We start from the raw sequence: 23505 nt of genomic DNA, 5'->3' as shown, positions 1-23505 counted from the left end.
TCCTCGGGCTTGACCCGAGGGTGACGGAGGAGTTGGGTCGATCAGCCCCGCATCCCCTCCACCGCCTCGACCAGCCGGGTCAGGTCCGCTGGCGACGACAGCCGGTGGTCGCCGCCGTCGATCAGGTCCAGGCGGACGTCGCCGCCCGTCAGCCGCTCGATCAGTTCGACCTGATGGCGCCAGGGCACCACGTCGTCGGCCCGCCCCTGGAGGATATGGACCGGGGCGGCGATGTCGATGACGCCGTCCAGCAGCAGCCAGTTCCGCGCCTCCTCGAACATGCGACGGGTCAGGACGTATTCGCCCAGGCCCTCCTCGACGATCAGGGTCTCGCCCTCGCGCACTATGGCCTGGCGCTCGTGGTCGGCCAGGCCTGGCCACATCAGCCGTTCGGTAAAGTCCTGGGCCGGATTGATCAGGACCAGACCCTTGATCCGCTGTGGCCGCGCCAAGGCCGCCAGCAGCGAGACCCAGCCGCCCATCGACGAGCCGACCGGGATGACCGGGCCCGACAGGCTGTCGATCAGGGCGATCGCATCCTCGCGCCAGCGACCGATGGTGGCCCGGCGCCAGTCGCCGGACGACTGGCCGTGGGCGAAATGGTCGTAGCGGATGAAGCTCCAACCGCGGTCGCGCGCGGCGGCGTCCAGGGCGAGGGCCTTGGTCCCCTCCATGTCCGAACGGAAGCCGCCGATCCAAACGACGGTGGGACCGGAGCCGTTGATCCGTTTGAAGGCGAGCGTTTCGCCATCGGGGCGGGACAGGTGTTGAAGATCGTTCATGGGGCTCTTGTGCCGCGACTTTGTATGGGCGTCATCCTCCTGTTCGCGTCTTCGTCATCCTCGGGCTTGACCCGAGGATCGGGCGTGACGCACACGGACGGCTGAAGGCGGCGACAGTCGCCACTCCATCCGCAGTCTTTCGCGGCGCACCCGATCCTCGGGTCAAGCCCGAGGATGACGGTGTGAAAGGTCAGTCGTTTGTCCGCACCCCAGGTCCTGTTCGTCACCTCCAACCGCATCGGCGACTGCGTGATTTCCTCGGGCGTGATCCGAGAGATCGCGCGTCAGGTTCCGGGGGCGCAGATCACCGTCGCCTGCGGTCGCCCGCCCGCCCCCTTCTTCCGCTCGGCGCCGGGCGTGGTCCGGACCCTCGTGCTCGACAAGAAGAAGATGGCCGGTCACTGGGTCGATCTTTGGAAACAGGTCGTCGGTACGCGCTGGGACCTGGTGATCGACATTCGCGGTTCGGCCCTGGCCTATCTGATCCCGGCGAAACGGCGCATCGTTTACAACCGATCTTGGGAGACCGGCCTGCGCAAGGTCGAGATGGTGTCGCGCCTGATGGGGTCGCAGACGCCGCTCGATCCCGAAATCTTCCTGGACGACCAGGCGCGGGCCGAGGCCGCCGCCGTCATCGATCCGCAGCTGGCCGGCGGCGCCGGTCCCGGACCGATCATTGCGCTCGCCCCCATCGCCCACCAGCCGGGCAAGAGCTGGCCCGCCGACCGCTGGGGCGCCCTGGTCGAGAAGCTGAAGGCCGAGCCCCGTTTCGACGGCTGGCGCTTCATGCCCGTGGGCGGGCCGGGCGACCGGCCGCCGGCGACCCCGGCCCTGGAGGCGGCGGGGCCGCGGGGGATCGACTTCGTCGGCAAGGGCGACATCCTGGCCTCAGCCGCCGCCATCGATCGGGCCGATCTGTTCGTCGGCAATGACTCGGGCCTGATGCACGTCTCGGCGGCCCTGGGCCGCCCGACGCTGGGCCTGTTCGGGCCCACGGAATGGTGGCTGTACGGGCCCTGGGGCCCCAAGACGCGCACCGCCGCCTCGAACGAAACACGCGGTCAGTTCGCCCCGATCGAGGACCTGACGGTCGAACATGTCTTCGACGCCGTGCTGGCCCTGCGCGACGCCTATATCGCCGGAGCGCCCGCCGAGCCTTGAAAAATAGGGCTTCCTGACGCATATTGCCGGGCGAGAGGGGACCGTGGCCACAGCCGCGCCCGTCCGCTCATCACGACACACGCCTTCTTTGACCACATAAGGAAACGACGCCCATTCGCCGTCCCATGCAAGCGCCACCCGTGAAAGACGGGCCGCGTATGAACCAGGATATCCGCGCCCCTCGCGTTCTGCTCATCGACCAGAACGGGGAAAAGCAGGGCGTCATGCCCACCTCCGCCGCTTTGGAAGCCGCCGAGGAAGCCGGGCTGGATCTGGTCGAGATCGTCTCCACCTCCGAGCCGCCGGTGGCCAAGATCCTCGACTACGGCAAGCACCGTTTCCAGGAACAGAAGAAGAAGGCCGAGCAGCGCAAGCGCCAGAAGGTCGTCGAACTGAAGGAGATCAAGCTCCGTCCCAACATCGACACCCACGACTATGAGGTGAAGGCCAAGGCCATGCACCGCTTCTTCGACGAGGGCGACAAGGTGAAGGTCACCCTGCGCTTCCGCGGTCGCGAGATGGCCCACCCCGAACTGGGCATGAAGCTGCTGAACAAGGTCCAGGCCGATTTCGACGAAATCGCCAAGGTCGAGTTCGCGCCCAAGATGGAAGGCCGCCAGATGATCATGATCCTGGCCCCGCGCTGAGGGGGCCATTTCCGCAGATTGAGAAGCCCCGGCTGGAGACGGCCGGGGCTTCTTGCTGTGAGTTCGGCGCGTCTTAGCCTTGATGTGCCGGTCCCTCTTAAGGCCTGCCCCTGTCGAGGGTCGCCTGGACCCGGCCAGTCGTTCTTATCGCCGAGGCGTCTCCACAGGGGGTTCGCCCCGCCGCAAGCCGAATGCCTCTTGAGTGGGGGAAAGACAGGTGCGAGAACAACCGGTAGTTTGCTGGGGGGCGTCGTTGAATTTTTCAGCTTTTCGCAGCGGTCTTGCAGCCGCTTTCTCGATGGTCGTTCTGCTGGCCGGAGGAGCTGCGCACGCCCAGCATCCACCTGCTCCATCGATCGCCGCTTATGCCGCTCTCCCAGCCATAAGCAGGGTCAGTCTTTCCGATGACGGTTCGACGCTCGCTTATCTGCGGCGTCAGGGCGGCGCCAGCGAAGTGATTGTACAGACGGTGAATGGGGAGGTTCTCGCCGCCATCGACGTTAGTGATCGGAGGCCGGTAGGCGTGTCGTGGGCGTCGCCAGATCACGTCCTCATCAGGTCCTTGGTGTTCGAAAGTCAGCTGACCATCGGCGAATCTCTGTTGCCTCAGTTGGACATCGTCAATGTCCGGACAAAGCGAGTCGCTCGCGCTTTGCGCAGTGCGGATCGGGCCGTGGTCAACGCCGTCTATGACTATTGGCGCGGCGAGCGAGGCGGGCGACCGGTTCTATACGTTCAGGCGATGACCACCGAGCGCAACGCTTGGACACCCGACATATATCGCATCGACTTGGATACGGGGCGCGGCGTCCTGTCCTCATCAGGACTACGCGACACGCGAGGCTATTTGCTAGGCGCCGACGGCGAGGTGAAGCTGCGCATCGCCAGCGATCCCGAGACGGGCCGCATTCGCCTGAGCGTGCCTCAAGGCTCAGGGTGGCGAGAAATCTATCGTAGGACCGATCTGTTGGACGGGCCAAACGTGTGGGGCTTCGGACCGCAAGGCGACACCGTCATGGTGAGCGCGCTGGAAGACGGCGAAAATGTTCTGCTGGAGTTGGGTTTAGCCGACGGTTCCAGAAGGCGAAGAACCGATCTGCCTGCAGCGGCGGACCAAGCCATCTATGACCGCACGGGACGTTTGCTAGCCATCGGGGCGGGCGGCGACAGCAGCCAGTGGGTCTTCTTCGAGCCTAAACTCGAGGCCGCTTTCGATCTGATGCACCGAGGCTTGCCGGCTCGGCAATTAACGGTCGTTTCCTACAATTCGGATTACACCAAGTTTGTTTTTTACAGCGAGGGCGCCGGAGAAGTCGGTGACGCGGGAACCTATTACATCTACGACGCGGCGGCTCGAAGCGTCAGCGTCGTCGGGCGCGCCTATCCGGACATCCGTGGCGATCAGATCGCCTTCCAGCAGGCGATTCGATATTCCGCATCAGATGGACTGGAGATCCCGGCCTACCTCACCCTGCCGCCGGGGAAGGATGCGCGCGGTCTGCCGCTCATAGTGTTTCCACACGGCGGTCCGCAGTCGCGTGATTACCTAGGTTTTGACTGGTGGGCACAGGCGATGGCGGCGCGTGGGTACGCGGTTTTGCAACCCAACTTCCGCGGATCGGACGGTCTGGGGCAGGCCTTTTTGGAGGCGGGCTACGGCGAGTGGGGGCGGAAAATGCAGACGGACCTTTCCGACGGGGTGCGCTTCCTCGCCGGCCGTGGAATTATCGATCCCGAAAAGGTTTGCATCGTCGGCGCCAGCTATGGTGGTTATGCCGCTCTTGCCGGGCCGACCTTGGATCCGGGGGTGTATCGGTGCGCCGTCTCAGTGGCGGGCGTTTCCGACCTTCGCGCCATGTTGACCAGCGAGACGCGCTTGTCCGGGTCAGGGGCCGAATCTCGCAATCCGATCATCCGCTATTGGAACCGTTTCATGGGGGGCGCAGGTTCCGGCGATCGGACCCTCGATGAGCGTTCTCCGGCGCGCCAAGCGGACAGGGTGGATGCGCCTATCCTGTTGATCCACGGTCGGCGGGACACGGTGGTGCCTTACGAACAGAGCACGATCATGGCCGACGCCCTGCGCCGTGCCGGCAAGCCGGTGGAGCTGATCGCTCTGGACGGAGAAGATCATTCGCTGTCACAGGCCGAGACGCGGCTGCAGATGCTGGAGGCGACGATCCGCTTTCTCGAAGAGAACAATCCCCCGAACTAGCAAGCGGTTCATCTTCCTTCGCCCGTCGCACCAGGGTGGCGGCCGTCCGCTTCTCCAAAGGCGAGCGCCGCGCTAAGGCTTGACCATGAGCCAGACGCCGTCTTCGCCTCCCGCCGTCCGCGCGCCCGCCCTGGCGGTGCTGTTCGCGGTGGTCTTCATCAATCTGGTGGGGTTCGGGCTGGTGGTGCCGCTGCTGCCCTTCTTCGCCCAGAGCCTGAAGGGCGAGGCCTGGCAGATCACCCTGATGTTCTCGGCCTATTCCCTGGGCCAGTTCTTCGCCGAACCCTTCTGGGGGCGGCTGTCGGATCGGGTGGGGAGAAAACCTGTGCTGCTGGTGACGCTTGTGGCCAATGCGCTGGGCTATCTGATGCTGGCCTTCGTACCCAATATCTGGCTGGCCATCGCGGTCAGGCTGTTCACCGGCCTGGGGGCGGGCAATATTTCGACGGTCCAGGGCTATGTGGCCGATGTGACCCCGCCGGAACAGCGGGCGGGGCGGATGGGGCTGATCGGCGCCGCCTTCGGCCTGGGCTTCATCGTCGGGCCGGGGCTGGGCGGACTGCTGACCCAGCCGCAGCTGGGGCGGCTGGGCTATCAGTTGCCGATCTTCCTGGCCGCAGCCCTGGCGGCCCTGGCGGCCATCGGAGTGATGGTCTTTCTGCGCGAAAGCCGGGCCAAGGCCGATCCCGCGGCGGCGCGTCCAGCCTTCCTGGCGGGGTTGAAGGACGCGCGGACCAATCCGGTGGTGTCGCGGGTTCTGGTCGTCACCCTGATCTATATGGCCGGCTTCTCGGCCATGGAGAGCGTCTTCGGCCTGTGGTCCGAAAGCCGCTACGCCTGGGGTGCGCGCGAAGTGGGGCTCAGCTTCATGATCGTGGGGGTGATTTCGGTCCTGAATCAGGGCTTTCTGGCCGGGCGGCTGGCGCGCCGGTTCGGCGAGGCGCGGGTGCTGGCGGCCGGCATGCTGCTGTTCGGAAGTTCGCTGGTGCTGCAGGTCCTGGCGCCCGTCGCCTGGTTCCCGGCGACGCGGCTGGAGCTGGGCGGCCTGTCCCTGCCGGTGGTCCAGGGCTGGGTCATTCCCCTCGTCATGGCCGTGGGCGCCTGCGGCATGTCCCTGGCCATGCCCAATATCTCGGCCATGATCAGCCGGGCCTCGCCGCCGGATCGGCAGGGGGCCATGCTGGGGCTCAACATGGCCTCCAGCTCGGTGGCGCGCATCTTCGGCCCCATGGTCGCTGGGGGCCTATTCTCCGGCCTGGGGCATGACTGGCCCTTCCTGATCGGCGCGCTCTTGACCGTTCCGGCGGCGGTGATGGCGCTGAATGCGGGGAGGGTCATTCGCAAGGTCGATGACGGCGTGAAAGCCCCGGCCTGACTCATCTTGCGCTGGCCTCGGTCTTCGCGTAGAAGCCGCGCCTTCGCGTACCGAACCGCCGGGCGAACAGGCATGCCTGGGCGGTTCATAACTCTGGAGAGACACCTCCCCCGACGGGCTCAAACAGTCCGAAGGACGGTCGCCCCTCCAATATGGAGACTGAAATGCCGAAACTGAAGACGAAGTCGGGCGCCAAGAAGCGCTTCAAATTCACGGCCACTGGCAAGGTGAAGGCCGGGGTTGCGGGCAAGCGTCACCGCTTGATCAGCCACAACTCGAAATACATCCGCCAGAACCGCGGCACCGAGACCATGTCCGACGCCGACGCCAAGAAGATCAAGTCCTACATGCCGTACGCCTGATCGGCGCGCGCTGTACGAACTGATCCAACCCAAAGAATTTGAAGGAATAGCGACATGGCTCGCGTGAAACGTGGCGTAACTTCGCACGCCAAGCACAAGAAGGTTCTGGAGCAGGCCAAGGGCTTCTCCGGCCGCCGCAAGAATACGATCCGTACGGCCAAGGCCGCCGTCGACCGCGCCGGGCAATATGCCTATCGCGACCGCCGCGCCAAGAAGCGCAACTTCCGCGCCCTGTGGATCCAGCGCATCAACGCGGCCGCCCGTATCGAAGGCTTCACCTACAGCCAGTTCATCAACGGCCTGAACAAGGCCGGCGTCGAGCTGGACCGCAAGGTTCTGGCCGCCATCGCCGCCGATCCGACCGGCTTCAAGGCGATCGCCGACAAGGTCCGCGCCGCCCTGGCCTAAGCCGGGTTTTCGCGACAAGGATCAACGCCCGCTCCGGTTCGCCGGGGCGGGCGTTCTTCGTTTCAGGGATCAGGCTGCGGCCCTCTCGGCCGCCGGGGTCTCTGCTTCGGCTTCGGCCAGGACCAGGCGAATGGCGTTCAACAGGGCGTCGGGTTGAATCGGCTTCTGCGCCACCCCGTTCATGCCGGCGGCGACATAGTCCAGCTCGTCGCGCTCGTCGGCGTTGGCCGTCAGGGCCAGGATGGGCAGGCGGGCGGCCGGTCCGGGCAGGGCGCGGATGGCGCGGGTCGCCGCGATCCCATCCATGACCGGCATCTTGATGTCCATCAAAGCCAGGTCGAAGGGGCGGTTGCTGACGGCGTCCAGCGCCTCCTGTCCGTTCTCGGCCAGTTCGACCGTGCAGTTGAACATCTCCAGCAGCTTGGCGGCGACGAAACGGTTGGCGGCGTTGTCGTCGACCACGAGGACGTGCAGGGTCTCGTGCGGGGTGGGCTCTGCCATCGGAGCGGCGGCGGCGGCCTCTTCGGCCGCGCAAGCGGTCAGGGGCAGGACGACATGGAAGCGCGCCCCGCCCTGGGGCGAGACGCTGAGGCCGATGCCGCCGTCCATCCGTTCGGCGATCTGGCGGCAGATGGCCAGGCCCAGACCGGCGCCCGCGCCTTCGCGCCCCGCCTTGCCGATGTTGAAGGGCTCGAAGATGGTCGCGGCCGCCGTTTCGGGCACGCCGGGGCCGCTGTCGTCCACCGTCAGTTCGACCCTAACGCCGTCGCGGGTCGTATGGCTGGACAAGGTGACGATGACCCCGCCGCTCTGGGTGAATTTCAGGGCGTTGCCGACCAGATTGTTCAGCAGTTGCTTGATCCGCATGCCGTCCGCCCGGACCCAGGGGCTGGCCTCGAATTCGGTGCGGACGGTCAGGCTCAGCGCCTTTTCCTCGGCGCGGGCGCGCCAAAGGGCGTCGATGTCGAAGGCCACGGCCGACAGGTTCAGCGGCTCTTCCTCCAGGGTCAGCATCCCGGCCGAGGCGCGCGACATGTCCAGCGCGTCGGTCAGCAGCCGCAGCAGGCTCTGGCCGGAATCGATGACGGTGCGGACATAGGGGCGCAGCTCTTCCTGCTCGAGCTTCTTCTCCATCAGGGCCGCGACGCCCAGGACGCCGTTCAGAGGCGTGCGGATCTCGTGGCTCATGACCGCCAGGAACTCGGACTTGGCGCGGCTGGAGGCGACGGCCTCGGCCTCGGCGGCGGCCAGGTCGCGGGCCAGGGCGCCCATTTCCTCGGCGCGCTGGCGGTGCAGGGCGGCGCCCGCCTGGACGATCTGCAAGGCGGTGCCGACCCCCAGGTAGCGGCCGTCGGCGACGACGATGAAGCCGCCCAGGAGGGCGCCCAGTTCGGCCGCGCCATAGGCTTGAAAGAAGGTCTCGGCGCTGGTCGAGGCCTCGGCGATCGGCGCATTGCGGTCCATCAGGCTTTCGGCCGGCTTGCGCGCATAGAGGGCGCGGCCGAACTCGGCCGCCATCCTCAGGGTGAAGGCGTTGCGCTCGATAAGCCCCAGGGGACGGCCGTCGTCACCCACCACCGCCAGGGCCAGGGTGTTTGGCTCGGTCTGGAACCGCTCGAACACCTCCGCCCCCAGGGTGGACGGAGCGACCGGCGCAATCAATTCGACGAAATCACCAATCAGCGGCATTCGGCCCCCCTTATGTCCACGCAGGCGGGCTTAACCTTCGAACTTTAACATCGGCTTTGCCGTTCATGAAGCTTTCGAGGCGGGTTTCCGACAACCATTCAGTTATCGGACAATATTCGGCTCGGTGTAGGCGAGGCCGCCGATCTGGGCTAATTCACGCCGATGAAATCCCGTTTCTCTCTTTTCGGTCTGGTCCTCGTCCTGCTTTGTGGGATCGGCGGCGCGGCCGTCGCCCAGGATCGGAAGGTCGCCGTGACCTTCGACGACCTGCCCTATCAGGGGGCGGCGGCGGCCTTGTGCGACCCGGCGCGGCTGATGCGGCTGACGACGGATTTCCTGGCCATGCTCAAGCCGCTGGACACCCATGGGACGGCCTTCGTCAATGACGGCCGGGTGTGTGAAACGACGCGGGTCTCCACCCTGCCGACGGTTCTGAACCTGTGGCTGGACGCCGGCCTCGACCTGGGCAACCACAGCTTCAGCCATATCAACATCCACCGGACGACCGCCGAGGCCTATCTGGCCGATGTGGACGCCGGGGCGGCGACCGCGCGGGCGGCGCTTCAGGCGCGGGGCCGGACCCTGCGCTGGTTCCGCCACCCCTATCTGTTCACCGGCGAGACCCAGGAGAAGCATGACGCCATCGCCGCCGGCCTGGCCCAGCGCGGCTATACGATCGCGCCGGTGACGATCGACAACAACGACTGGATGTTCGCCGACGTCTATCGCAAGGCGGAAGAGCTGGGCGACGCGGCGCTGAAGCGGCGGATCGGCGAGGCCTATGTGGCCCATATGACCCGGGTGCTCGACTTCTATGAACCCTACAGCGCCGAACTGACCGGCGGGCGCGAGCCGGCCCAGGTCCTGCTGCTGCACGCCAACAGCCTGAACCAGACCTATTATCCGCAGATCCACGCCCTCTATCTGGCGCGCGGCTATCGGTTCGTGCCCCTGGAGGAGGCCCTGTCGGACCCGATCTATCAGCACGCTGACACCTATGTCCGCGCCAATGGAATCTCGTGGCTGCACCGCTGGAAGGTCACCGACGGCGAAGCCATTCGCGGGGAGCCCGAACCGCCCGCTTGGATCGTCGCGGCCAACAAGGCGCCGGCGTCGGAACTTCAGGCCATCGCCGGGGCGCAAACCGCGCCTTGAAGGGTGACGAAACGGCTCCGGCCCGCTAAGGCACGGGCCAAATGACCGATCTCGCCACACTCGAACTCGACCTGATCAACGCCATCGGCGGCGCGGACACCGTCGCCGCCCTGGAGGAGGTGCGCGTCGCCGCCCTGGGCAAGTCCGGCTCCGTCTCCGGCCTGCTGAAGGGGATGGGGGCCATGAGCCCCGACCAACGCCGCGAACAGGGGCCGATGATCAACGGCCTGCGCGACCGCGTGTCCGCCGCCATCACGGCCAGGAAGGCCGAACTGGAGGCGGCCGAACTGGACGCCCGGCTTCAGGCCGAGCGGATCGACCTGACCCTGCCGGCCCGGCCGCGCAGGAAGGGCGGGGTTCACCCCACCATGCAGGTGATGGACGAGATGATCGCCCTGTTCGCCGAGATGGGCTTTGCGGTCGCGGAAGGCCCGGACATCGAGGACGACTTCCACAACTTCACCGCCCTGAACTTCCCGCCGAAACATCCGGCGCGGGAGATGCACGACACCTTCTTCCTGAAGCCCGATCCCGAGACGGGCGAGCGCAAGGTGCTGCGGACCCACACCAGCCCGGTGCAGGTCCGCACCATGATGTCGCAAAAGCCGCCGATCCGCATCGTCGCGCCGGGCCGCACCTTCCGCAAGGATTCGGACGCCACCCACACGCCGATGTTCCACCAGATCGAAGGTCTGGTGATCGACCGCGACATCCATATGGGTCATCTGAAGACCACGCTTCAGACCTTCATCGCCCGCTTCTTCGAACTGGACGCGGTTCAGGCGCGCTTCCGTCCGCACCACTTCCCCTTCACCGAACCGTCGGCGGAGATGGATATCCGCTGCGACCGATCCGGCGGGAAACTGGTGTTCAACACCGGCGACGACTGGCTGGAGATCCTGGGCTGCGGCATGGTGCATCCCAATGTGCTGAAGAACTGCGGCATCGACCCGGACGAATATCAGGGCTTCGCCTTCGGCATGGGGGTGGATCGGCTGGCCATGCTGAAATACGGCGTGCCCGACCTGCGCCCCATGTTCGAGGCCGACACGCGCTGGCTGGCGCACTACGGCTTTTCGGCCTTTGCGGCCCCCAATCCGGCTTCGGGCCTGAGCTGAATCATGAAGATCGAAGACGACACGCTGAAACTGCCCCTGATCGGGGCCGGTCCCGCCTATGAGGGCGTCCACATCTGGCTGCCGCAGCTGGTCATTGAGGCCGCGCAGCGCGGCGAGGCGATGATCGCCGGCAAGACCTTCCGCGACTGCTTTCTGGAAGGGCCGGCTGTGCTGCTGGCCGTCGGCGGGTGCAGCTTCGACGGCTGCAACATGGGTGACGCCATGGGCGACCCGCGTAATCTGCTGCTTCAGCCGGTCGGCCCTGAAAAGGTCACCGGCACGGTCGCCTTCCAGGACTGCAGCTTCGTCAACTGCCGCTTCCTGCGCGTCGGCTTCACCGGGACGCCGGAGTTTCTGACCAATATTCAGCAGGTTCTGGGCGGGGTTCCGGCATGAAGTTCACCCTTTCCTGGCTCAAGGATCACCTCGAAACCGAGGCCGACGTCCATCAGATCGCCGAGGCCATGACCATGGCCGGGCTGGAGGTCGAGGAGGTGCTCGACCCGGCCGCCAAGCTCGCGCCCTTCACCGTGGCCAAGATCCTGTCGGCCGAACGCCACCCCAACGCCGACCGGCTGCAGGTCTGTCAGGTCGAGACGGTGGACGGGATCAAGGAGATCGTCTGTGGCGCCCCGAACGCGCGGGCGGGCCTGACCACCATCTACGCCCCCATCGGCGCCTATGTGCCGGGTCTTGGCGTCACCCTGGTCGAGAAGCCGGTGCGCGGCGTGGTGTCCAACGGCATGCTGTGCTCGGCCTCCGAGCTTGAGCTGGCCGACGAAAGCGACGGTATTCAGGAACTGCCGCCGGAGATCCCGGTGGGAACCCCGGTCGCCGGCCTGTTCGGCGCCGAGCCCGTCATCGACTTCGAGGTCACGCCGAACCGGCCCGACTGGCTGGGCGTGGCGGGGATCGCGCGCGATCTGGCCGCCGCCGGCGTCGGCAAGCTGAAGCATTTCGACATCGCCGTGGTGCGCGGGGGCTTTCCGTCGCCGATCAGCGTGCGGCTGGACGCGCCCGAGATGTGCCCGGTCTTCGCCGGTCGGGTGATCCGGGGCGTCAAGAACGGCCCGTCGCCCGCCTGGCTGCAGAAACGCCTGACCGCCATCGGCCTGCGCTCGATCAACCGCCTGGTCGATGTCACCAATCTGATCGCCTACGACCGCGCCCGGCCGCTGCACGTCTATGACCTGGCCAAGCTGTCGGGGACCGAGATCGTGGTGCGGGGCGGACAGGTTTCGGCCGGGACAGCCCATATCGAGGGCGGCGAGCCCGAGCATCTGATCGCCCTGGACGGCAAGACCTATGCGGTCTCCGCCGCCGACTGCGTCATCGCCGACGCCGGGGGCGAGCGCCCCATCGGCCTGGGCGGGGTCATGGGCGGCGAAAGCACCGGCTGCGACGACGACACTACCGACGTCTTCCTGGAAAGCGCCTGGTTCGACCCTCTGGTCATCGCCCAGACGGGCCGCGCGCTCGGCATCCATTCCGACGCCCAGTATCGGTTCGCGCGCGGCGTCGATCCGGTCTCGGTCACGCCGGGGCTGGAGCTGGCCACCCGCCTGATCCTGGACCTGTGCGGCGGCGAGCCGTCCGAGATCGTCTTCGTCGGCGAACCCCCGGCCAGCCCGGCGCCCTTCGCCTTCGACCCCGCCTATGTGAAGCGGCTCAGCGGCATGGATCTGCCGACGGATCGGATCGGGACCATCCTGGGCCAGCTCGGCTTCCTGGTGCAGGCCGCCCCGGCCGGTCAGGCCGAGCCCTGGATCGTCACCCCGCCGTCGTGGCGGCGCGACGTCGAGGGCCGGGCCGATCTGGTGGAAGAGGTGGCGCGGATCGAGGGCTTCGACAGCCTGCCCGACACGCCCCTGCCCGAGGTCGCCCGCTCCGCCGGCGGGGTGCTGAACCCCCGCCAGGGCCGCGTCCGGACGGCGCGCCGCGCCTTGGCGGCCCTGGGATACGCCGAGGCCGTCACCTGGTCCTTCACCAAACAATCGATCGCCGCCCTGTTCGGCGGCGGGGACGATCGGTTGGTGCTGGAGAACCCGATTGCGGCCGATCTGGACTGCATGCGGCCCTCGGCCCTGCCGAACCTGATCCAGGCCGCGGCGAGGAACGCCGCGCGCGGCTTCGCCGACGCCGCCCTGTTCGAGATCGGCCCGGTCTATCTGGGCGACGGACCGGCGGATCAGCGCACGGTCATCGCCGGCCTGGTCGCGCCCCACGCCGCCCGTCACTGGACCGGCGCCGGTGACGACGCCCTGTTCGCCCTGAAGGCCGATCTGACCGCCGTGCTGGAGGAGATCGGCGCCCCGGTCGCCTCGCTGCAACTGGTCCAGGGTCAGAACCGCGACTGGTGGCACCCCGGCCGTTCAGCCCGCCTGCAGCTGGGCCCGAAGAATGTGATGGTCGAGTTCGGCGAGCTGCATCCGCGGGTGCTGAAGGCGCTGGACGCCGACGGTCCGATGCTGGCGTTCGAAATCGTGCTGGACGCCGTGCCCGAGCCGCGCGGCCAGAAAGGCAAGAATGGGTCGGGCAAGGCGCGGGGAACCGCCGACCTGTCGGCCTTCATGCCCCTGACCCGCGACTTCGCCTTCGTGGTCGAGGAGGCCAAGCCGGTCGGCGATCTGGTCCGGGCCGCAGCCGGCGCCGACAAGGCGCTGATCGCCGACGTCCGGGTGTTCGACGTCTATCGCGGCAAGGGGGTGGACGAGGGCTTCAAGTCCGTCGCCCTGGAAGTCGTGATCCAGCCGCGCGAGGCGACCCTGGCCGAGGCCGAGATCGAGGCCCTGACCGCCAAGGTGGTGGCGGCAGTGGAGAAGCAGGGCGGCAAGCTGCGCGCCTGACGTCCTGCGGTCCGAAGATCAGGCCGCCAGGCGTTCGCGCGCCTCGGCTACGATCTCCAGGCTGCGGATTCGCGCGGCCTTGTCGAACATCATCCCGGTGATCATCAGCTCGTCCACCTGGGTCAGGGCGATGAAGTCCGACAGCTGCTTTTTGACGGTCTCTGGCCCGCCGACGGCGGAATAGGTCAGACGGCTGCGCGCGCCCTCGATCTGCTGGGGGGTCAGAACGGCGGCGATGTCATCGACCGGCGGCGGCAGTCGTCCGGGCTTGCCGGTCGAAAGCCGGGCGAAACTCTGCTGCATCGAGGTGGCCAGGCGGACCCCCTCGTCGTCCGTCTCGGCGGCGAAGACGTTCAGCACGGCCATGGCGTGAGGGGCCGCCAGCCGGTCGGACGGAGTGAAGTTGCGGCGATAGAGGGCCAGGGCCTCCAACAGAAGTTCCGGCGCAAAATGGCTGGCGAAGGCGTAGGGCAGGCCAAGCTGCCCCGCCAACTGGGCGCTGAACAGGCTGGAGCCCAGGAGCCAGATCGGCACGCGCAGCCCCGCGCCCGGCACGGCCCGGACCGGCTGGTTCTCGGCGGCCGGCTCGAACCACTGGATCAGTTCGACCACGTCGCGCGGAAAATGGTCCGCCCCCTCGAAATAGCGGCGCAGGGCGCGCGCCGTGGCCCCGTCGGTTCCGGGCGCCCGACCCAGGCCCAGGTCGATACGGCCGGGATAGAGGGTCTCCAGGGTGCCGAACTGTTCGGCGACCACCAGGGGCGCGTGATTGGGCAACATGACCCCGCCCGAACCGACCCGGATCCGCTCGGTGCCCGCCGCGACGTGACCGATGACGATCGCGGTCGCGGTCGCGGCGATGCCCGGCATGTTGTGATGCTCGGCCAGCCAGAACCGCTGATAGCCCAGCCGATCGGCCGCCTGGGCCAGGGCCAGGGTCTCGTCGAAGGCGCGACGGGCGTCGCCCCCTTCGACGATGGGGGAGAGGTCGAGAACAGAAAAGGGGATCATGGAGCTTAGATCGGCAGCCTCGGTCGCGGTTCAAGGGGCGGAGCGTTTGCGGGGGCGGGGCGTCTGCGGACCCGCCGGGAACCCGAACTGCGTCAAAGGGCTTTGAGCGGGGACTCTGAAAAGAACAGGAGACGGCGCCGTGACCGAAGACAAGGCTGTGGAGCCCCAGATCGAGGGCCGCGAGGCGCGCGAGGCCCAGGACGTCGGCGAAAAGCCCGATCTGGGTCAGATGGGCGACGCTCTGATCGAGGCGCTGGACGGATCGGATTCGGGATCGGACACGCGGGCGGGTTCGCTGCGCGGCGGCTCGGCGAGCGGTTCGGACGAGGATCCGGATTCAGCAGTCATCAACAAGGCCCTGGCGGCCGAAGGGCGGGCGGAGGCCGACCCCCAGTCGCCGTCGAACGCGGAGCCGAACGCCGTCGCGGAGTCCGGCCGCCGTTTCACCGGCGAGGCGGGCGATCCGGTCGAGGGCGGGCGCGGCGGCGACTGAACGCCTTGCTGGCGCCGCATCCTTAGGCCACGGTGCCGCCTCGACCACGGGTCCAAGGGACGATTCCCCGATGATACGCCTTTCGGCGGCCTCGGCCGCCTTTCTGATATTGACGCTCGCCGCTTGCGGCCGAGAGGAGGCCCAGACGGCCCAAGGCCGCGCCGCTCCTGCAGCGACTGAAGCGCCGCCGGCCGCGGCGGTCGGTACTGCGGTCGCGCCCGACGCCGAAACCGCCGCCCCCGCCTCAAGCGGCGGCGTTGAGCCCGCCGCCCCGGGGGCGCCCGACTACGCCGCCCTCTATCCCGGCGCGGTCATGGACCAGCCGGGGACGACGGCGACCGGACCCGACGGAGACGGCGGCCTGGTCACCTTCCGAACCTCCGCCAGCCCCGATGAGGTGGTGGCCTTTTATCGTGAACGGGCCGAACAGGCCGGCCTTTCGTCCGTCATGGGGATGAACCAGGGCGACGCCCGCGCCTATGGCGCCGCCGGCGGCCCGGCGGGTGCGACCAATATCCACGTCGTCGCCGCACCCGGCGAAGGCGGAGAGACCTCCGTGCAGCTGAGCTGGAGCGAAGGGCGGTGAAGCCGTTCGCCGCCTCATTCGCGGCGGTTCTGACGACAGCCTTTGTCCTGTCGGCCTGTGCGGGCGCGGGGCGGCCGTCCCCCGCGCCGGTCTTCGTCCTGGCCGACAGCGGCTATCTGTTGCCCGAGGCCTTGGCGCGATTGGCTGAGGCCGCGCCGCCCGCTCCCGATGCGAACTCGGCCGCCGACCGCCAAGACCGCAATCAGTCGGACCGGTTCCGGGCCTTGGAACAGTCGGATCGGTGGCTGCTGGCCACCGCCCACGCCGAGGTTCGTCCGCCCCTGGCCCTGCAACATTTCGACTGCGCCCTGGGGCTTCGGCTGGGAGGCGATGCAGAGACGCCGACGCTGGATCGGATGGCGGCCAAGGCGTTTCACGATGTGCGGACCGTGTCCGAACAGGTCGCGGCCCGCGCGCGTCGCGCCCGGCCTGTGTCGAACGATCCCGACCGCCCGGCCTGCGAACGGCTGACGCCGGCGATGCGCGACAGCGCCGCCTATCCGTCCCTGGGCGCGGCGGCGGGCGCGGCCTATGCCGAGGTCTTGGCCGCGCTGGAGCCGGATCGTGCGGGCGCGGTGCGCCGCATCGGCCGTCAGATCGGCGTCAGCCGAATGGTTTGCGCGATGAACTCTCCCAGCGACGTCGCCGCCGGCGCGGCCCTCGGGCGGGCCGTCGCCTTGCAGATCATCGCCGCGCCCGCCTTCCAGGCCGAGGCGGAGGCGGCGCGGCGAGAGCTGGAGGCGCGCCGCGCCACCGGCCTGACCAATCCGGGATGCGCCGCCGAACGGGCCGCCCTGGCGGCGACGGCCGCTGACTGAAATGGTCGGCCTCCTGCTGCTGTCCTTGCTGGCGCCGATGGACGACCGTCCCGCCGCCCGGCCCGCCGCCAGGCCGTGCACGCCGCAGGAGGTGCGCGACCTGACCACCCCCTCCGACCGCCCCTATCGGCTGCTGTGTCGCGCCGTCCTGGCGGGGGCGAACGTGTCCCGTCCGGTCCTGATCGAGGGGGCGGAAGCCTCAGGCGCCGGTCTGGACTGCGGCGGCGGGACGATCCGCCAGCCGGGTGAGGCGACCGCCCAATCCCCCACCGTCGCCGTCTGGTCGCGCCAGACGCCGCAGGGGTGGAGCCGGCCGACCGGCGCGGTGGTGCGCCATTGCACCGTCGTCGGCAATATCCGCATCTGGGGCATGGGGGCGGGCGGGTCGATGCGCGACCTCCTGGCCTCGTCCCGCCGTCCCGACCATACGACCGCAGCCCAGGCGGCGGCTCCGTCCGACACTGTGCTGGAGCAGGTGCGGTTTCAGGCGACAGGGACCATTCCCCTCTATGTCGGGCCGGGGGTGACGCGGACGACCGTCGGGGAATCGCGCTTCACCGGTCGTTCGGTCTCCACCGCCGTCTATCTGGACGCCGAAAGCGCGGGCGCCCTGATCCAGGACAACGACTTCGTCCTGCGCACCGGGCGCGAAATGATCGCCGTGGACGGGTCAGGCGCCAATCGCATCATCGGCAACCGGTTCGCCCTGGGCGGTCGGGGCGGGATCTTTCTGTACCGCAACTGCGGCGAGGACGGGGTGATCCGCCACCAGACGCCGTCCTATAATCAGATCACGGACAATAGCTTCTCGGGCGCCGGCTGGCTGCGGCCTCGCACGGTGGTGGTCGGCGCGCGCGAGGGAAACCGGCGCTATTGCGCCGATGACGCGGGCTATCCCTTCGGTTCCAGCGCCGACGACGGCGACGGGGCGGTCGGCAACCGGGTCGAGCGGAACCGGACGAGACGCTGAAGGGGGCGCCGACGTCTCGCTCTTGCGAAACGGAACCGCCTCGGTCCTTAGTGGCGAGCGAGAGACTTCGGGGGATGGATCGCATGCGGCTGGTCTTGTTGTTGGCGGCTCTGACGGCGGCCCTGGGTCTGGCCGTGCTCACCACCCAGACCCCTCGACCCCAGCCGGCGAACGCGCCTGCCGCCGCTTTTTCCGCCGAAAGGGCGATGCGGGACGTGCGGCTGACGGCCCGGGCGCCCCGGCCGGTCGGCTCGACCGACCACGCCCTGGTCCAGGCCTATCTCTATGGCCGGATGGCGGAACTGGGCCTGTCGCCGACGTTCCAGGCCGGCGCCCTGTCTCCGGCGGCCGTGCGGCGGATGGAGCGGAACGGCCTTTCCACGCAAGGGGTCTCGGCCGTCAATCTGGTCGGGGTCCTGCCAGGCCGGAACCCGCGCCTGCCCCTGGTGGTGCTGATGGCCCATTACGACAGCGTGCCGGGGTCGCCGGGGGCGGCCGACGACGCCAGCGGGGTGGCCGCCGTTCTGGAGGCGGTGCGGGCGATCAAGGCGCGCGGCCCGGCCGATAGGGGGCTGATCGTCCTCCTGACCGACGCCGAGGAACTGAACCTGGACGGGGCGCGCGCCTTCTTCAGCGAACATCCGCTGCGCGACCGGGTCGGGGCGGTGGTGAACCTGGAGGCGCGGGGCGGCGGCGGTCGGGCCCTGATGTTCGAGACCGGGCCGGGCAACGCCCAGACCGTCGATCTGTACGCCCGGGCGGCGCGGCGGGCCGAGGGCGGGCCGTCCAGCAATGCGCTCGCCGTCTTCGTCTATCGGCTGATGCCCAACGGCACCGACTTCACCATCGCCGCCGACCGGGGATTGGCGGGGGTCAATCTGGCCTTCATCGGCCGCCCGGCTCAGTATCATTCGCCCAGTTCGACGCCGGAGGCTCTGGACCAGGGCAGCGTCCAGCATATCGGCGCCCAGGCGCTGGAGACGGCCGACGCCCTGTTGCGCGCGCCGACCCTGCCCCAGGCGACGCGGAACTCGGTCTATTCCGACGTCTTCGGCCTGGGCGTGTTGCGGCATGGGCCGCAGACGGGCTGGGGCCTGCTGGGCCTGGCCTTTGCGCTCACGGCCTTCGCCGCCTGGGGCGCGCGCCATGCGACCGGCCTGACCTGGAGACAGGGGGTGAAGGGCTTCACCGGCGGCCTGTGGCTGTTGAGCGTCGGCATGGTGGCGGCCCAGGCGGCGCGGGTCCTGGCGGGGCCGATCGGCGAGCGGATCGACTCCGCCGAGACCTACTACATGATGCTGCGCCGCCTGCCGTGGATGGAGGCCAGCGCGGGTCTGGCCGTCCTGGCGGTCCTGCTGGCCCTGACGGCCGGGCGGGCCCTGATCGGGCGGCGGTTGCTGGCCGGGGTGGTCGCGGCGGCCGCCGTTCTGGCGACGGTCCTGGGCGGGGTCGATTATCTGGTGCTCGGCGCCGCCGTGGTCGGCGTCGCCCTAAGCCTCTGGCCGGACGGCGAGGACGAGACGGTCTGGGGCGGCTGGCTGGGCGCGATCGTCCTGGTGCTGGTCCTGGGCGGCCTGGTCCAGGCGATCGCGCCCGAGGCGGCCCTGCTGTTTGTCTGGACCGGTCTGGCGGCGGCCTTCGCGGCGGCTCTGGCCGCCCTGATCGGCGCCCGGCTGGAGCGGTGGGCCCTGGCGCCGGCGGCCGTGGCCACGGCCCTTGTCGGCGGCTGGCTGTTCGGTCTGGGCCATTTCATCTTCCTGGGCGTGGGCATGAGCCAGGCCTGGGCCCTGGCCCTGATCGCCCTGCTGATCCTCGTCCTGGTCCGGCCCCTGGCGCCGACCCGAGCCGGGGCGAACGGCGCCCTGGTCCATACGCTCGCGGGCCTGTCGGCGGCCGTGCTGATCCTCGGCTGCGGCCTGTCCCTGGCCGCGCGCCACGCCGAACCGGCTGCGGCGGTCGACGTCACCGCGGAGTGATACGTCAGAAACGGACGTAGATCCGAAGAGTCTAGCTGTTCCTCACGAGAACATCTTGTGAACAGGAACAAACCGTGCACATAGTCGGCCTCACCAAACGGGGGCGGGTCCATGGCGGGTCTCTCCCAGGCTTTATGACGGGAATCATGGCAAGGGAGACGAAGGCAATGGCACAGGCGGCTTTGAAACTGGTGGGCAAGGAAGACGGCGAAAAACAACGCGCCCTCGAGGCGGCGATCGCCCAGATCGATCGCGCCTTCGGCAAGGGCTCGGTGATGAAACTGGGCAAGGCCGGGGTGGTGGCCGAGATCGAAAGCGTCTCGACCGGCTCGCTGGGCTTGGACATGGCGCTCGGCATCGGCGGCCTGCCGGTCGGGCGGGTGATCGAGGTGTTCGGCCCGGAATCCTCCGGCAAGACCACCCTGGCCCTGCACACGGTGGCCGAGGTGCAGAAGAAGGGCGGGGTCGCCGCCTTCGTCGACGCCGAACACGCCCTGGATCCGGTCTACGCTCAGAAGCTGGGCGTGAACCTGGACGATCTCTTGGTGTCCCAGCCCGACGCCGGGGAACAGGCGCTGGAGATCGTGGACACCCTGGTGCGCTCGGGCGCTGTGGACATCGTGGTGGTCGATTCGGTCGCGGCCCTGACGCCGCGCGCGGAAATCGAGGGCGAGATGGGCGACAGCCTGCCCGGCCTTCAGGCCCGTCTGATGAGCCAGGCGCTTCGCAAGCTGACGGCCTCGATCTCCAAGTCCAAATGCATCGTCCTGTTCATCAATCAGATCCGTCACAAGATCGGGGTCATGTACGGCAGCCCTGAGACGACGACGGGCGGCAATGCGCTGAAATTCTACGCCTCGGTGCGCCTGGACATCCGCCGCACCGGTGCGATCAAGAACCGCGACGAGGTGGTCGGCAACACCACCCGGGTCAAGGTGGTCAAGAACAAGGTCGCCCCGCCGTTCCGCGAGGTCATCTTCGACATCATGTACGGCGAGGGCATCTCCAAACTGGGCGAGGTGATCGACCTGGGCGTCAAGGCCGGGGTGATCGAGAAGTCGGGCAGCTGGTTCAGCTATGACTCGACCCGGATCGGTCAGGGCCGCGAGAATGTGCGCGAATTCCTGAAACAGAACCCCGACATCGCCGCCTCGATCGAAAAGGCGGTGCGCGCCTCGACCAACAAGATCGCCGATGAACTGCTGGGCACGCCCGAGCCCGACGAAGGCCAGGATCTGGAAGGCTGAGCCTCTCCGGACCTTAAGGATACTCCGTCGCCCCAAGCGACCCGCCACCGACCCCGCGAGGGGCGGCGGAGCGACCCGTCCGACCTCGTGTCGGGCGGGTTTTTTTTGGCCTGCCGCGCACTCGCGTGATCTGAGGCCAGGAATTCACCTTTCCGCTCATCCCGGCGAAAGCCGGGACCCAGTTCTGTCGCTCGGCAATGCGTTGGACCAAAAGCGGTGACTTGCAGCCACGCTGGATCACCCAAACCACTGGGTCCCGGCTTTCGCCGGGATGAGCGGTGAAGGGGCGGCCCCAAACCAAAACGGGCGGCCCGAAGGCCGCCCGTTCCGTACTCACACTTTCCGCAGCCAATCAGGCGGCGGCCTTCTCCTGGGCGAACCGGCCGTAGAAGGTCTCGTTCTTGGCGGCCATGTCGCGCAGCAGGTCCGGGACCTTGAACCGGTCGCCATAGGTCGCGGCCAGGCGATCCGCCGTTTCGACGAACTTGGCCAGGCCGATGCCGTCGATCATGCTGATCGGGCCGCCGGTCCAGGGCGCGAAGCCCCAGCCCAGGATGGCGCCCAGGTCGGCCTCGCGCGGGTCGTCGATGACGCCCTCGGCCCAGCAGCGGGCGACCTCGACGGCTTGGCGATACAGCAGGCGGGTCTTCAGCTCGTCGATCTGGGCGAAGGCGCCGGGCTCCTCGGGCGCATCGATGCCCTTGGTGGTCGGCGCCAGGTCGCTCAGCCCCTTCCAGATCGTCTTGGGTTTGGTGTCATAGTCATAGAAGCCCTTGCCGTTCTTGCGGCCGTAGCGTCCGCCCTCGACCATCTTGGCGACAATGTCGGCGCCTTCGGTCGGGACGTATTTGTCGCCCAGGTCCAGCGCCGTCTGTTTGGCGATCTTGTAGGACAGGTCCAGGGCGACGTCGTCGTGCATCTCCAGCGGGCCGCGCGGCATGCCGGTCATGCGGCCGACATTGTCGATCAGGGCCGGGCCGTAACCCTCCTCCAGCATGGCCATGCCTTCCATCAGGAAGGTGGAGAAGCAGCGCGAGGTGTAGAAGCCGCGCGAATCGTTGACCACGATCGGCGTCTTCTTGATCTTCAGCACATAGTCCAGCGCCTTGGCGATGGCGGCCTGACCCGTCTTCTCGCCCAGGATGATCTCGACCAGCATCATCTTGTCGACCGGCGAGAAGAAGTGGATGCCGATGAAGTCCTCAGGCCGCACGCTGGCCTCGGCCAGGCCGGTGATCGGCAGGGTCGAGGTGTTGGAGCCGAAGACGGCGCCTTCGACCAGCTGGGCCTCGGCCCGCTTGGTCACATCGGCCTTGATCTCGCGGTTTTCGAACACCGCCTCGATCACAAGGTCCGACCCCTTGATGTGGTCATAGTCGGTCGTCGCCGTGACCAGGGCCAGGGTGGCGTCATACTTCTCCTGGGTCATCTGACCGCGCGACAGACGCTTCTTCAGCAGCTCCTCGACATGGGCCTTGCCCTTGTCGGCGGCTTCCTGGGTCTGGTCGATCAGCACGGTCTCGATGCCGGCCATGACCTGCACATAGGCGATGCCGGCGCCCATCATGCCCGCGCCCAGGACCGAGACCTTCTTGGGATCGGATTTCGGCACGCCGGCGGGCCGCACGGCGCCCTTGTCCAGCTCCTGCTTGGACAGGAACAGGGACCGGATCATGGCCTGGGCCTGGGGCGTCATCAGGGTCTTGATGAAATAGCGGGTCTCGATCCGCAGGGCCGCGTCCATCGGCACCTGGGTCCCTTCGTAGACGGCCTTCATCAGGTTCACCACGGCCGGATAGTTGCCGTAGGACTGTTTGCGCAGCATGGCGTTGCCGACCATGAAGTTCTGGATGCCGGCCGGGTGATAGGGGCCGCCGCCGGGCAGTTTGAAGGACTTGTCGTCCCAGGGCTGGACGGCCTTGCCGCCGTTCTTGATCCAGGCCTTGGCCGCCTCGACCGCTTGGCCCTTTTCGACCACCTCATGGACGATGCCGGCGCCCTTGGCGTCGTTCGGGCGGAAGGACTTGCCCTCGCTCATCGCCATCATGGCGTTCTGGACCCCGACCAGACGGGTCAGACGCTGGGTGCCGCCGCCGCCGGGGAAGAGGCCGACCTTGATCTCGGGCAGGCCCAGCTGGATCTTGTTGTCGTTCTCGACCACGCGGTAGTGGCAGGCGAGGGTGAACTCCAGCCCGCCGCCCAGGGCCAGGCCGTTGATCGCCGCCGCCACCGGCTTGCCGCAGGTCTCGAGCGCGCGGAAGGCGCCGTTCAGCGCCCAGCCGGCGTCGAAGGCCTTCTGCAGGTCGCCGCCGCCGGAAAGCACGCCGCCCGCCATGTCGCCCAGGTCCGCGCCGGCGCAGAAGCCCGAGGCCTTGCCCGAGGTGATGACGGCGCCCTTGATGGTTTCGTCGGTCTTGATCCGTTCGACCAGTTCCGGGATCTCCTTCATCACCGCGCTGGTCAGGGTGTTCATCGAACGGCCCGGCACGTCGAAGGCGATGACGGCGATGCCGTCGGCGTCGATGTCGATCTTGAAGTTTTCCATAATCTCTCTTCCTCAGATCCTCCCCCAGCGGGGGAGGGGGACCGCGAAGCGGTGGAGGGGGCCGCCGCCGACGCCGGCGATGGGTTCGGGGGGGGGGGGGG

The 23505-nt window shown here is 68.1% G+C and carries 20 protein-coding genes; 16 read left to right on the top strand and 4 right to left on the bottom strand.

Annotated features, from left to right (window positions below; all coding sequences use genetic code 11):
- Positions 1-41: 41 nt before the first annotated feature.
- A complete protein-coding gene (locus AC07XS_RS06145; RefSeq protein WP_054764104.1) occupies positions 42-782 on the bottom strand; it encodes an alpha/beta fold hydrolase in 741 nt (246 codons plus the stop codon).
- A gap of 198 nt (positions 783-980) precedes the next feature.
- Here AC07XS_RS06145 and AC07XS_RS06140 point away from each other — a divergent pair, with 198 nt between their 5' ends.
- From AC07XS_RS06140 to rplT, 6 genes are all read left to right on the top strand, one after another.
- Positions 981-1943: a glycosyltransferase family 9 protein gene (locus AC07XS_RS06140; protein ID WP_182714784.1), complete on the top strand. Its 963-nt coding sequence runs from the start codon at positions 981-983 to the stop codon at positions 1941-1943.
- Between the two features lie 125 nt (positions 1944-2068).
- Positions 2069-2590, top strand: a complete 522-nt coding sequence (gene infC / locus AC07XS_RS06135; protein WP_039244129.1) for a translation initiation factor IF-3 — start codon at positions 2069-2071, stop codon at positions 2588-2590.
- 253 nt (positions 2591-2843) lie between these two features.
- Positions 2844-4805 (top strand): alpha/beta hydrolase family protein, encoded by a 1962-nt coding sequence (locus AC07XS_RS06130; RefSeq protein ID WP_182714785.1) that lies wholly within the window; start codon positions 2844-2846, stop codon positions 4803-4805.
- An 85-nt stretch (positions 4806-4890) separates the two neighbouring features.
- Positions 4891-6180, top strand: a complete 1290-nt coding sequence (locus tag AC07XS_RS06125) for an MFS transporter (RefSeq protein WP_182714786.1) — start codon at positions 4891-4893, stop codon at positions 6178-6180.
- Positions 6181-6344: 164 nt separating this feature from the next.
- The gene (gene rpmI / locus AC07XS_RS06120; protein WP_054766748.1) at positions 6345-6542 is read left to right on the top strand and encodes a 50S ribosomal protein L35; all 198 of its coding nucleotides are present in this window, start codon (positions 6345-6347) and stop codon (positions 6540-6542) included.
- A 54-nt stretch (positions 6543-6596) separates the two neighbouring features.
- Complete coding sequence (rplT, locus tag AC07XS_RS06115) at positions 6597-6950, top strand: 50S ribosomal protein L20 (protein WP_054764100.1); 354 nt, start codon at positions 6597-6599, stop codon at positions 6948-6950.
- 69 nt (positions 6951-7019) lie between these two features.
- Here rplT and AC07XS_RS06110 read toward each other — a convergent pair whose 3' ends face one another.
- A complete protein-coding gene (locus AC07XS_RS06110) occupies positions 7020-8639 on the bottom strand; it encodes a response regulator (protein ID WP_182714787.1) in 1620 nt (539 codons plus the stop codon).
- 162 nt (positions 8640-8801) lie between these two features.
- Here AC07XS_RS06110 and AC07XS_RS06105 point away from each other — a divergent pair, with 162 nt between their 5' ends.
- Genes AC07XS_RS06105 through pheT form a run of 4 tightly spaced genes read left to right on the top strand, consistent with a single transcriptional unit; the run spans position 8802 to position 13758 of the window.
- A complete protein-coding gene (locus AC07XS_RS06105; protein ID WP_182714788.1) occupies positions 8802-9794 on the top strand; it encodes a polysaccharide deacetylase family protein in 993 nt (330 codons plus the stop codon).
- A 41-nt stretch (positions 9795-9835) separates the two neighbouring features.
- On the top strand, positions 9836-10912 hold the full coding sequence (pheS, locus tag AC07XS_RS06100; RefSeq protein WP_182714789.1) for a phenylalanine--tRNA ligase subunit alpha: 1077 nt from the start codon (positions 9836-9838) through the stop codon (positions 10910-10912).
- A 3-nt stretch (positions 10913-10915) separates the two neighbouring features.
- Positions 10916-11308, top strand: a complete 393-nt coding sequence (locus tag AC07XS_RS06095; protein WP_221233743.1) for a hypothetical protein — start codon at positions 10916-10918, stop codon at positions 11306-11308.
- Positions 11305-13758 carry a phenylalanine--tRNA ligase subunit beta gene (pheT, locus tag AC07XS_RS06090; protein ID WP_182714790.1) on the top strand — a complete coding sequence of 818 codons (2454 nt, stop codon included), beginning with the start codon at positions 11305-11307 and terminating at the stop codon, positions 13756-13758. The genes AC07XS_RS06095 and pheT overlap by 4 nt, the downstream gene beginning before the upstream one ends.
- A gap of 18 nt (positions 13759-13776) precedes the next feature.
- Here pheT and AC07XS_RS06085 read toward each other — a convergent pair whose 3' ends face one another.
- A complete protein-coding gene (locus AC07XS_RS06085) occupies positions 13777-14769 on the bottom strand; it encodes an LLM class flavin-dependent oxidoreductase (RefSeq protein WP_182714791.1) in 993 nt (330 codons plus the stop codon).
- Between the two features lie 139 nt (positions 14770-14908).
- Here AC07XS_RS06085 and AC07XS_RS06080 point away from each other — a divergent pair, with 139 nt between their 5' ends.
- From AC07XS_RS06080 to recA, 6 genes are all read left to right on the top strand, one after another.
- The gene (locus tag AC07XS_RS06080; RefSeq protein WP_321208127.1) at positions 14909-15262 is read left to right on the top strand and encodes a hypothetical protein; all 354 of its coding nucleotides are present in this window, start codon (positions 14909-14911) and stop codon (positions 15260-15262) included.
- Between the two features lie 70 nt (positions 15263-15332).
- A complete protein-coding gene (locus AC07XS_RS06075) occupies positions 15333-15848 on the top strand; it encodes a hypothetical protein (protein ID WP_152949077.1) in 516 nt (171 codons plus the stop codon).
- On the top strand, positions 15845-16666 hold the full coding sequence (locus AC07XS_RS06070) for a PA-phosphatase (protein WP_182714792.1): 822 nt from the start codon (positions 15845-15847) through the stop codon (positions 16664-16666). The genes AC07XS_RS06075 and AC07XS_RS06070 overlap by 4 nt, the downstream gene beginning before the upstream one ends.
- Position 16667: 1 nt before the next feature.
- A complete protein-coding gene (locus AC07XS_RS06065; RefSeq protein WP_321208128.1) occupies positions 16668-17636 on the top strand; it encodes a right-handed parallel beta-helix repeat-containing protein in 969 nt (322 codons plus the stop codon).
- A gap of 83 nt (positions 17637-17719) precedes the next feature.
- Positions 17720-19612, top strand: coding sequence for a M20/M25/M40 family metallo-hydrolase (locus tag AC07XS_RS06060; protein ID WP_182714793.1), 1893 nt, complete (start codon positions 17720-17722; stop codon positions 19610-19612).
- A 167-nt stretch (positions 19613-19779) separates the two neighbouring features.
- Positions 19780-20859 (top strand): recombinase RecA, encoded by a 1080-nt coding sequence (gene recA / locus AC07XS_RS06055; protein ID WP_054764091.1) that lies wholly within the window; start codon positions 19780-19782, stop codon positions 20857-20859.
- A gap of 352 nt (positions 20860-21211) precedes the next feature.
- On the opposite strand, the gene AC07XS_RS06050 is transcribed toward recA, so the two are convergent.
- The gene (locus AC07XS_RS06050; protein ID WP_182714794.1) at positions 21212-23404 is read right to left on the bottom strand and encodes a 3-hydroxyacyl-CoA dehydrogenase NAD-binding domain-containing protein; all 2193 of its coding nucleotides are present in this window, start codon (positions 23402-23404) and stop codon (positions 21212-21214) included.
- Positions 23405-23505: the final 101 nt, after the last annotated feature.

Source organism: Brevundimonas sp. GW456-12-10-14-LB3 (genome assembly GCF_059424365.1).
The sequence above is the reverse complement of the archived record's forward strand: the minus strand, read 5'-3'. Positions and strand labels throughout refer to the sequence as shown.

What these genes read in the sequence shown, in the direction of transcription:
- AC07XS_RS06145 (WP_054764104.1), bottom strand. Translation starts at nt 782, where the DNA reads ATGAACGATCTTCAACACCTGTCCCGCCCCGATGGCGAAACGCTCGCC.
- infC (WP_039244129.1), top strand. Translation starts at nt 2,069, where the DNA reads ATGCAAGCGCCACCCGTGAAAGACGGGCCGCGTATGAACCAGGATATC.
- AC07XS_RS06125 (WP_182714786.1), top strand. Translation starts at nt 4,891, where the DNA reads ATGAGCCAGACGCCGTCTTCGCCTCCCGCCGTCCGCGCGCCCGCCCTG.
- rpmI (WP_054766748.1), top strand. Translation starts at nt 6,345, where the DNA reads ATGCCGAAACTGAAGACGAAGTCGGGCGCCAAGAAGCGCTTCAAATTC.
- rplT (WP_054764100.1), top strand. Translation starts at nt 6,597, where the DNA reads ATGGCTCGCGTGAAACGTGGCGTAACTTCGCACGCCAAGCACAAGAAG.
- AC07XS_RS06110 (WP_182714787.1), bottom strand. Translation starts at nt 8,639, where the DNA reads ATGCCGCTGATTGGTGATTTCGTCGAATTGATTGCGCCGGTCGCTCCG.
- AC07XS_RS06105 (WP_182714788.1), top strand. Translation starts at nt 8,802, where the DNA reads ATGAAATCCCGTTTCTCTCTTTTCGGTCTGGTCCTCGTCCTGCTTTGT.
- pheS (WP_182714789.1), top strand. Translation starts at nt 9,836, where the DNA reads ATGACCGATCTCGCCACACTCGAACTCGACCTGATCAACGCCATCGGC.
- AC07XS_RS06095 (WP_221233743.1), top strand. Translation starts at nt 10,916, where the DNA reads ATGAAGATCGAAGACGACACGCTGAAACTGCCCCTGATCGGGGCCGGT.
- pheT (WP_182714790.1), top strand. Translation starts at nt 11,305, where the DNA reads ATGAAGTTCACCCTTTCCTGGCTCAAGGATCACCTCGAAACCGAGGCC.
- AC07XS_RS06085 (WP_182714791.1), bottom strand. Translation starts at nt 14,769, where the DNA reads ATGATCCCCTTTTCTGTTCTCGACCTCTCCCCCATCGTCGAAGGGGGC.
- AC07XS_RS06075 (WP_152949077.1), top strand. Translation starts at nt 15,333, where the DNA reads ATGATACGCCTTTCGGCGGCCTCGGCCGCCTTTCTGATATTGACGCTC.
- AC07XS_RS06065 (WP_321208128.1), top strand. Translation starts at nt 16,668, where the DNA reads ATGGTCGGCCTCCTGCTGCTGTCCTTGCTGGCGCCGATGGACGACCGT.
- AC07XS_RS06060 (WP_182714793.1), top strand. Translation starts at nt 17,720, where the DNA reads ATGCGGCTGGTCTTGTTGTTGGCGGCTCTGACGGCGGCCCTGGGTCTG.
- recA (WP_054764091.1), top strand. Translation starts at nt 19,780, where the DNA reads ATGGCACAGGCGGCTTTGAAACTGGTGGGCAAGGAAGACGGCGAAAAA.
- AC07XS_RS06050 (WP_182714794.1), bottom strand. Translation starts at nt 23,404, where the DNA reads ATGGAAAACTTCAAGATCGACATCGACGCCGACGGCATCGCCGTCATC.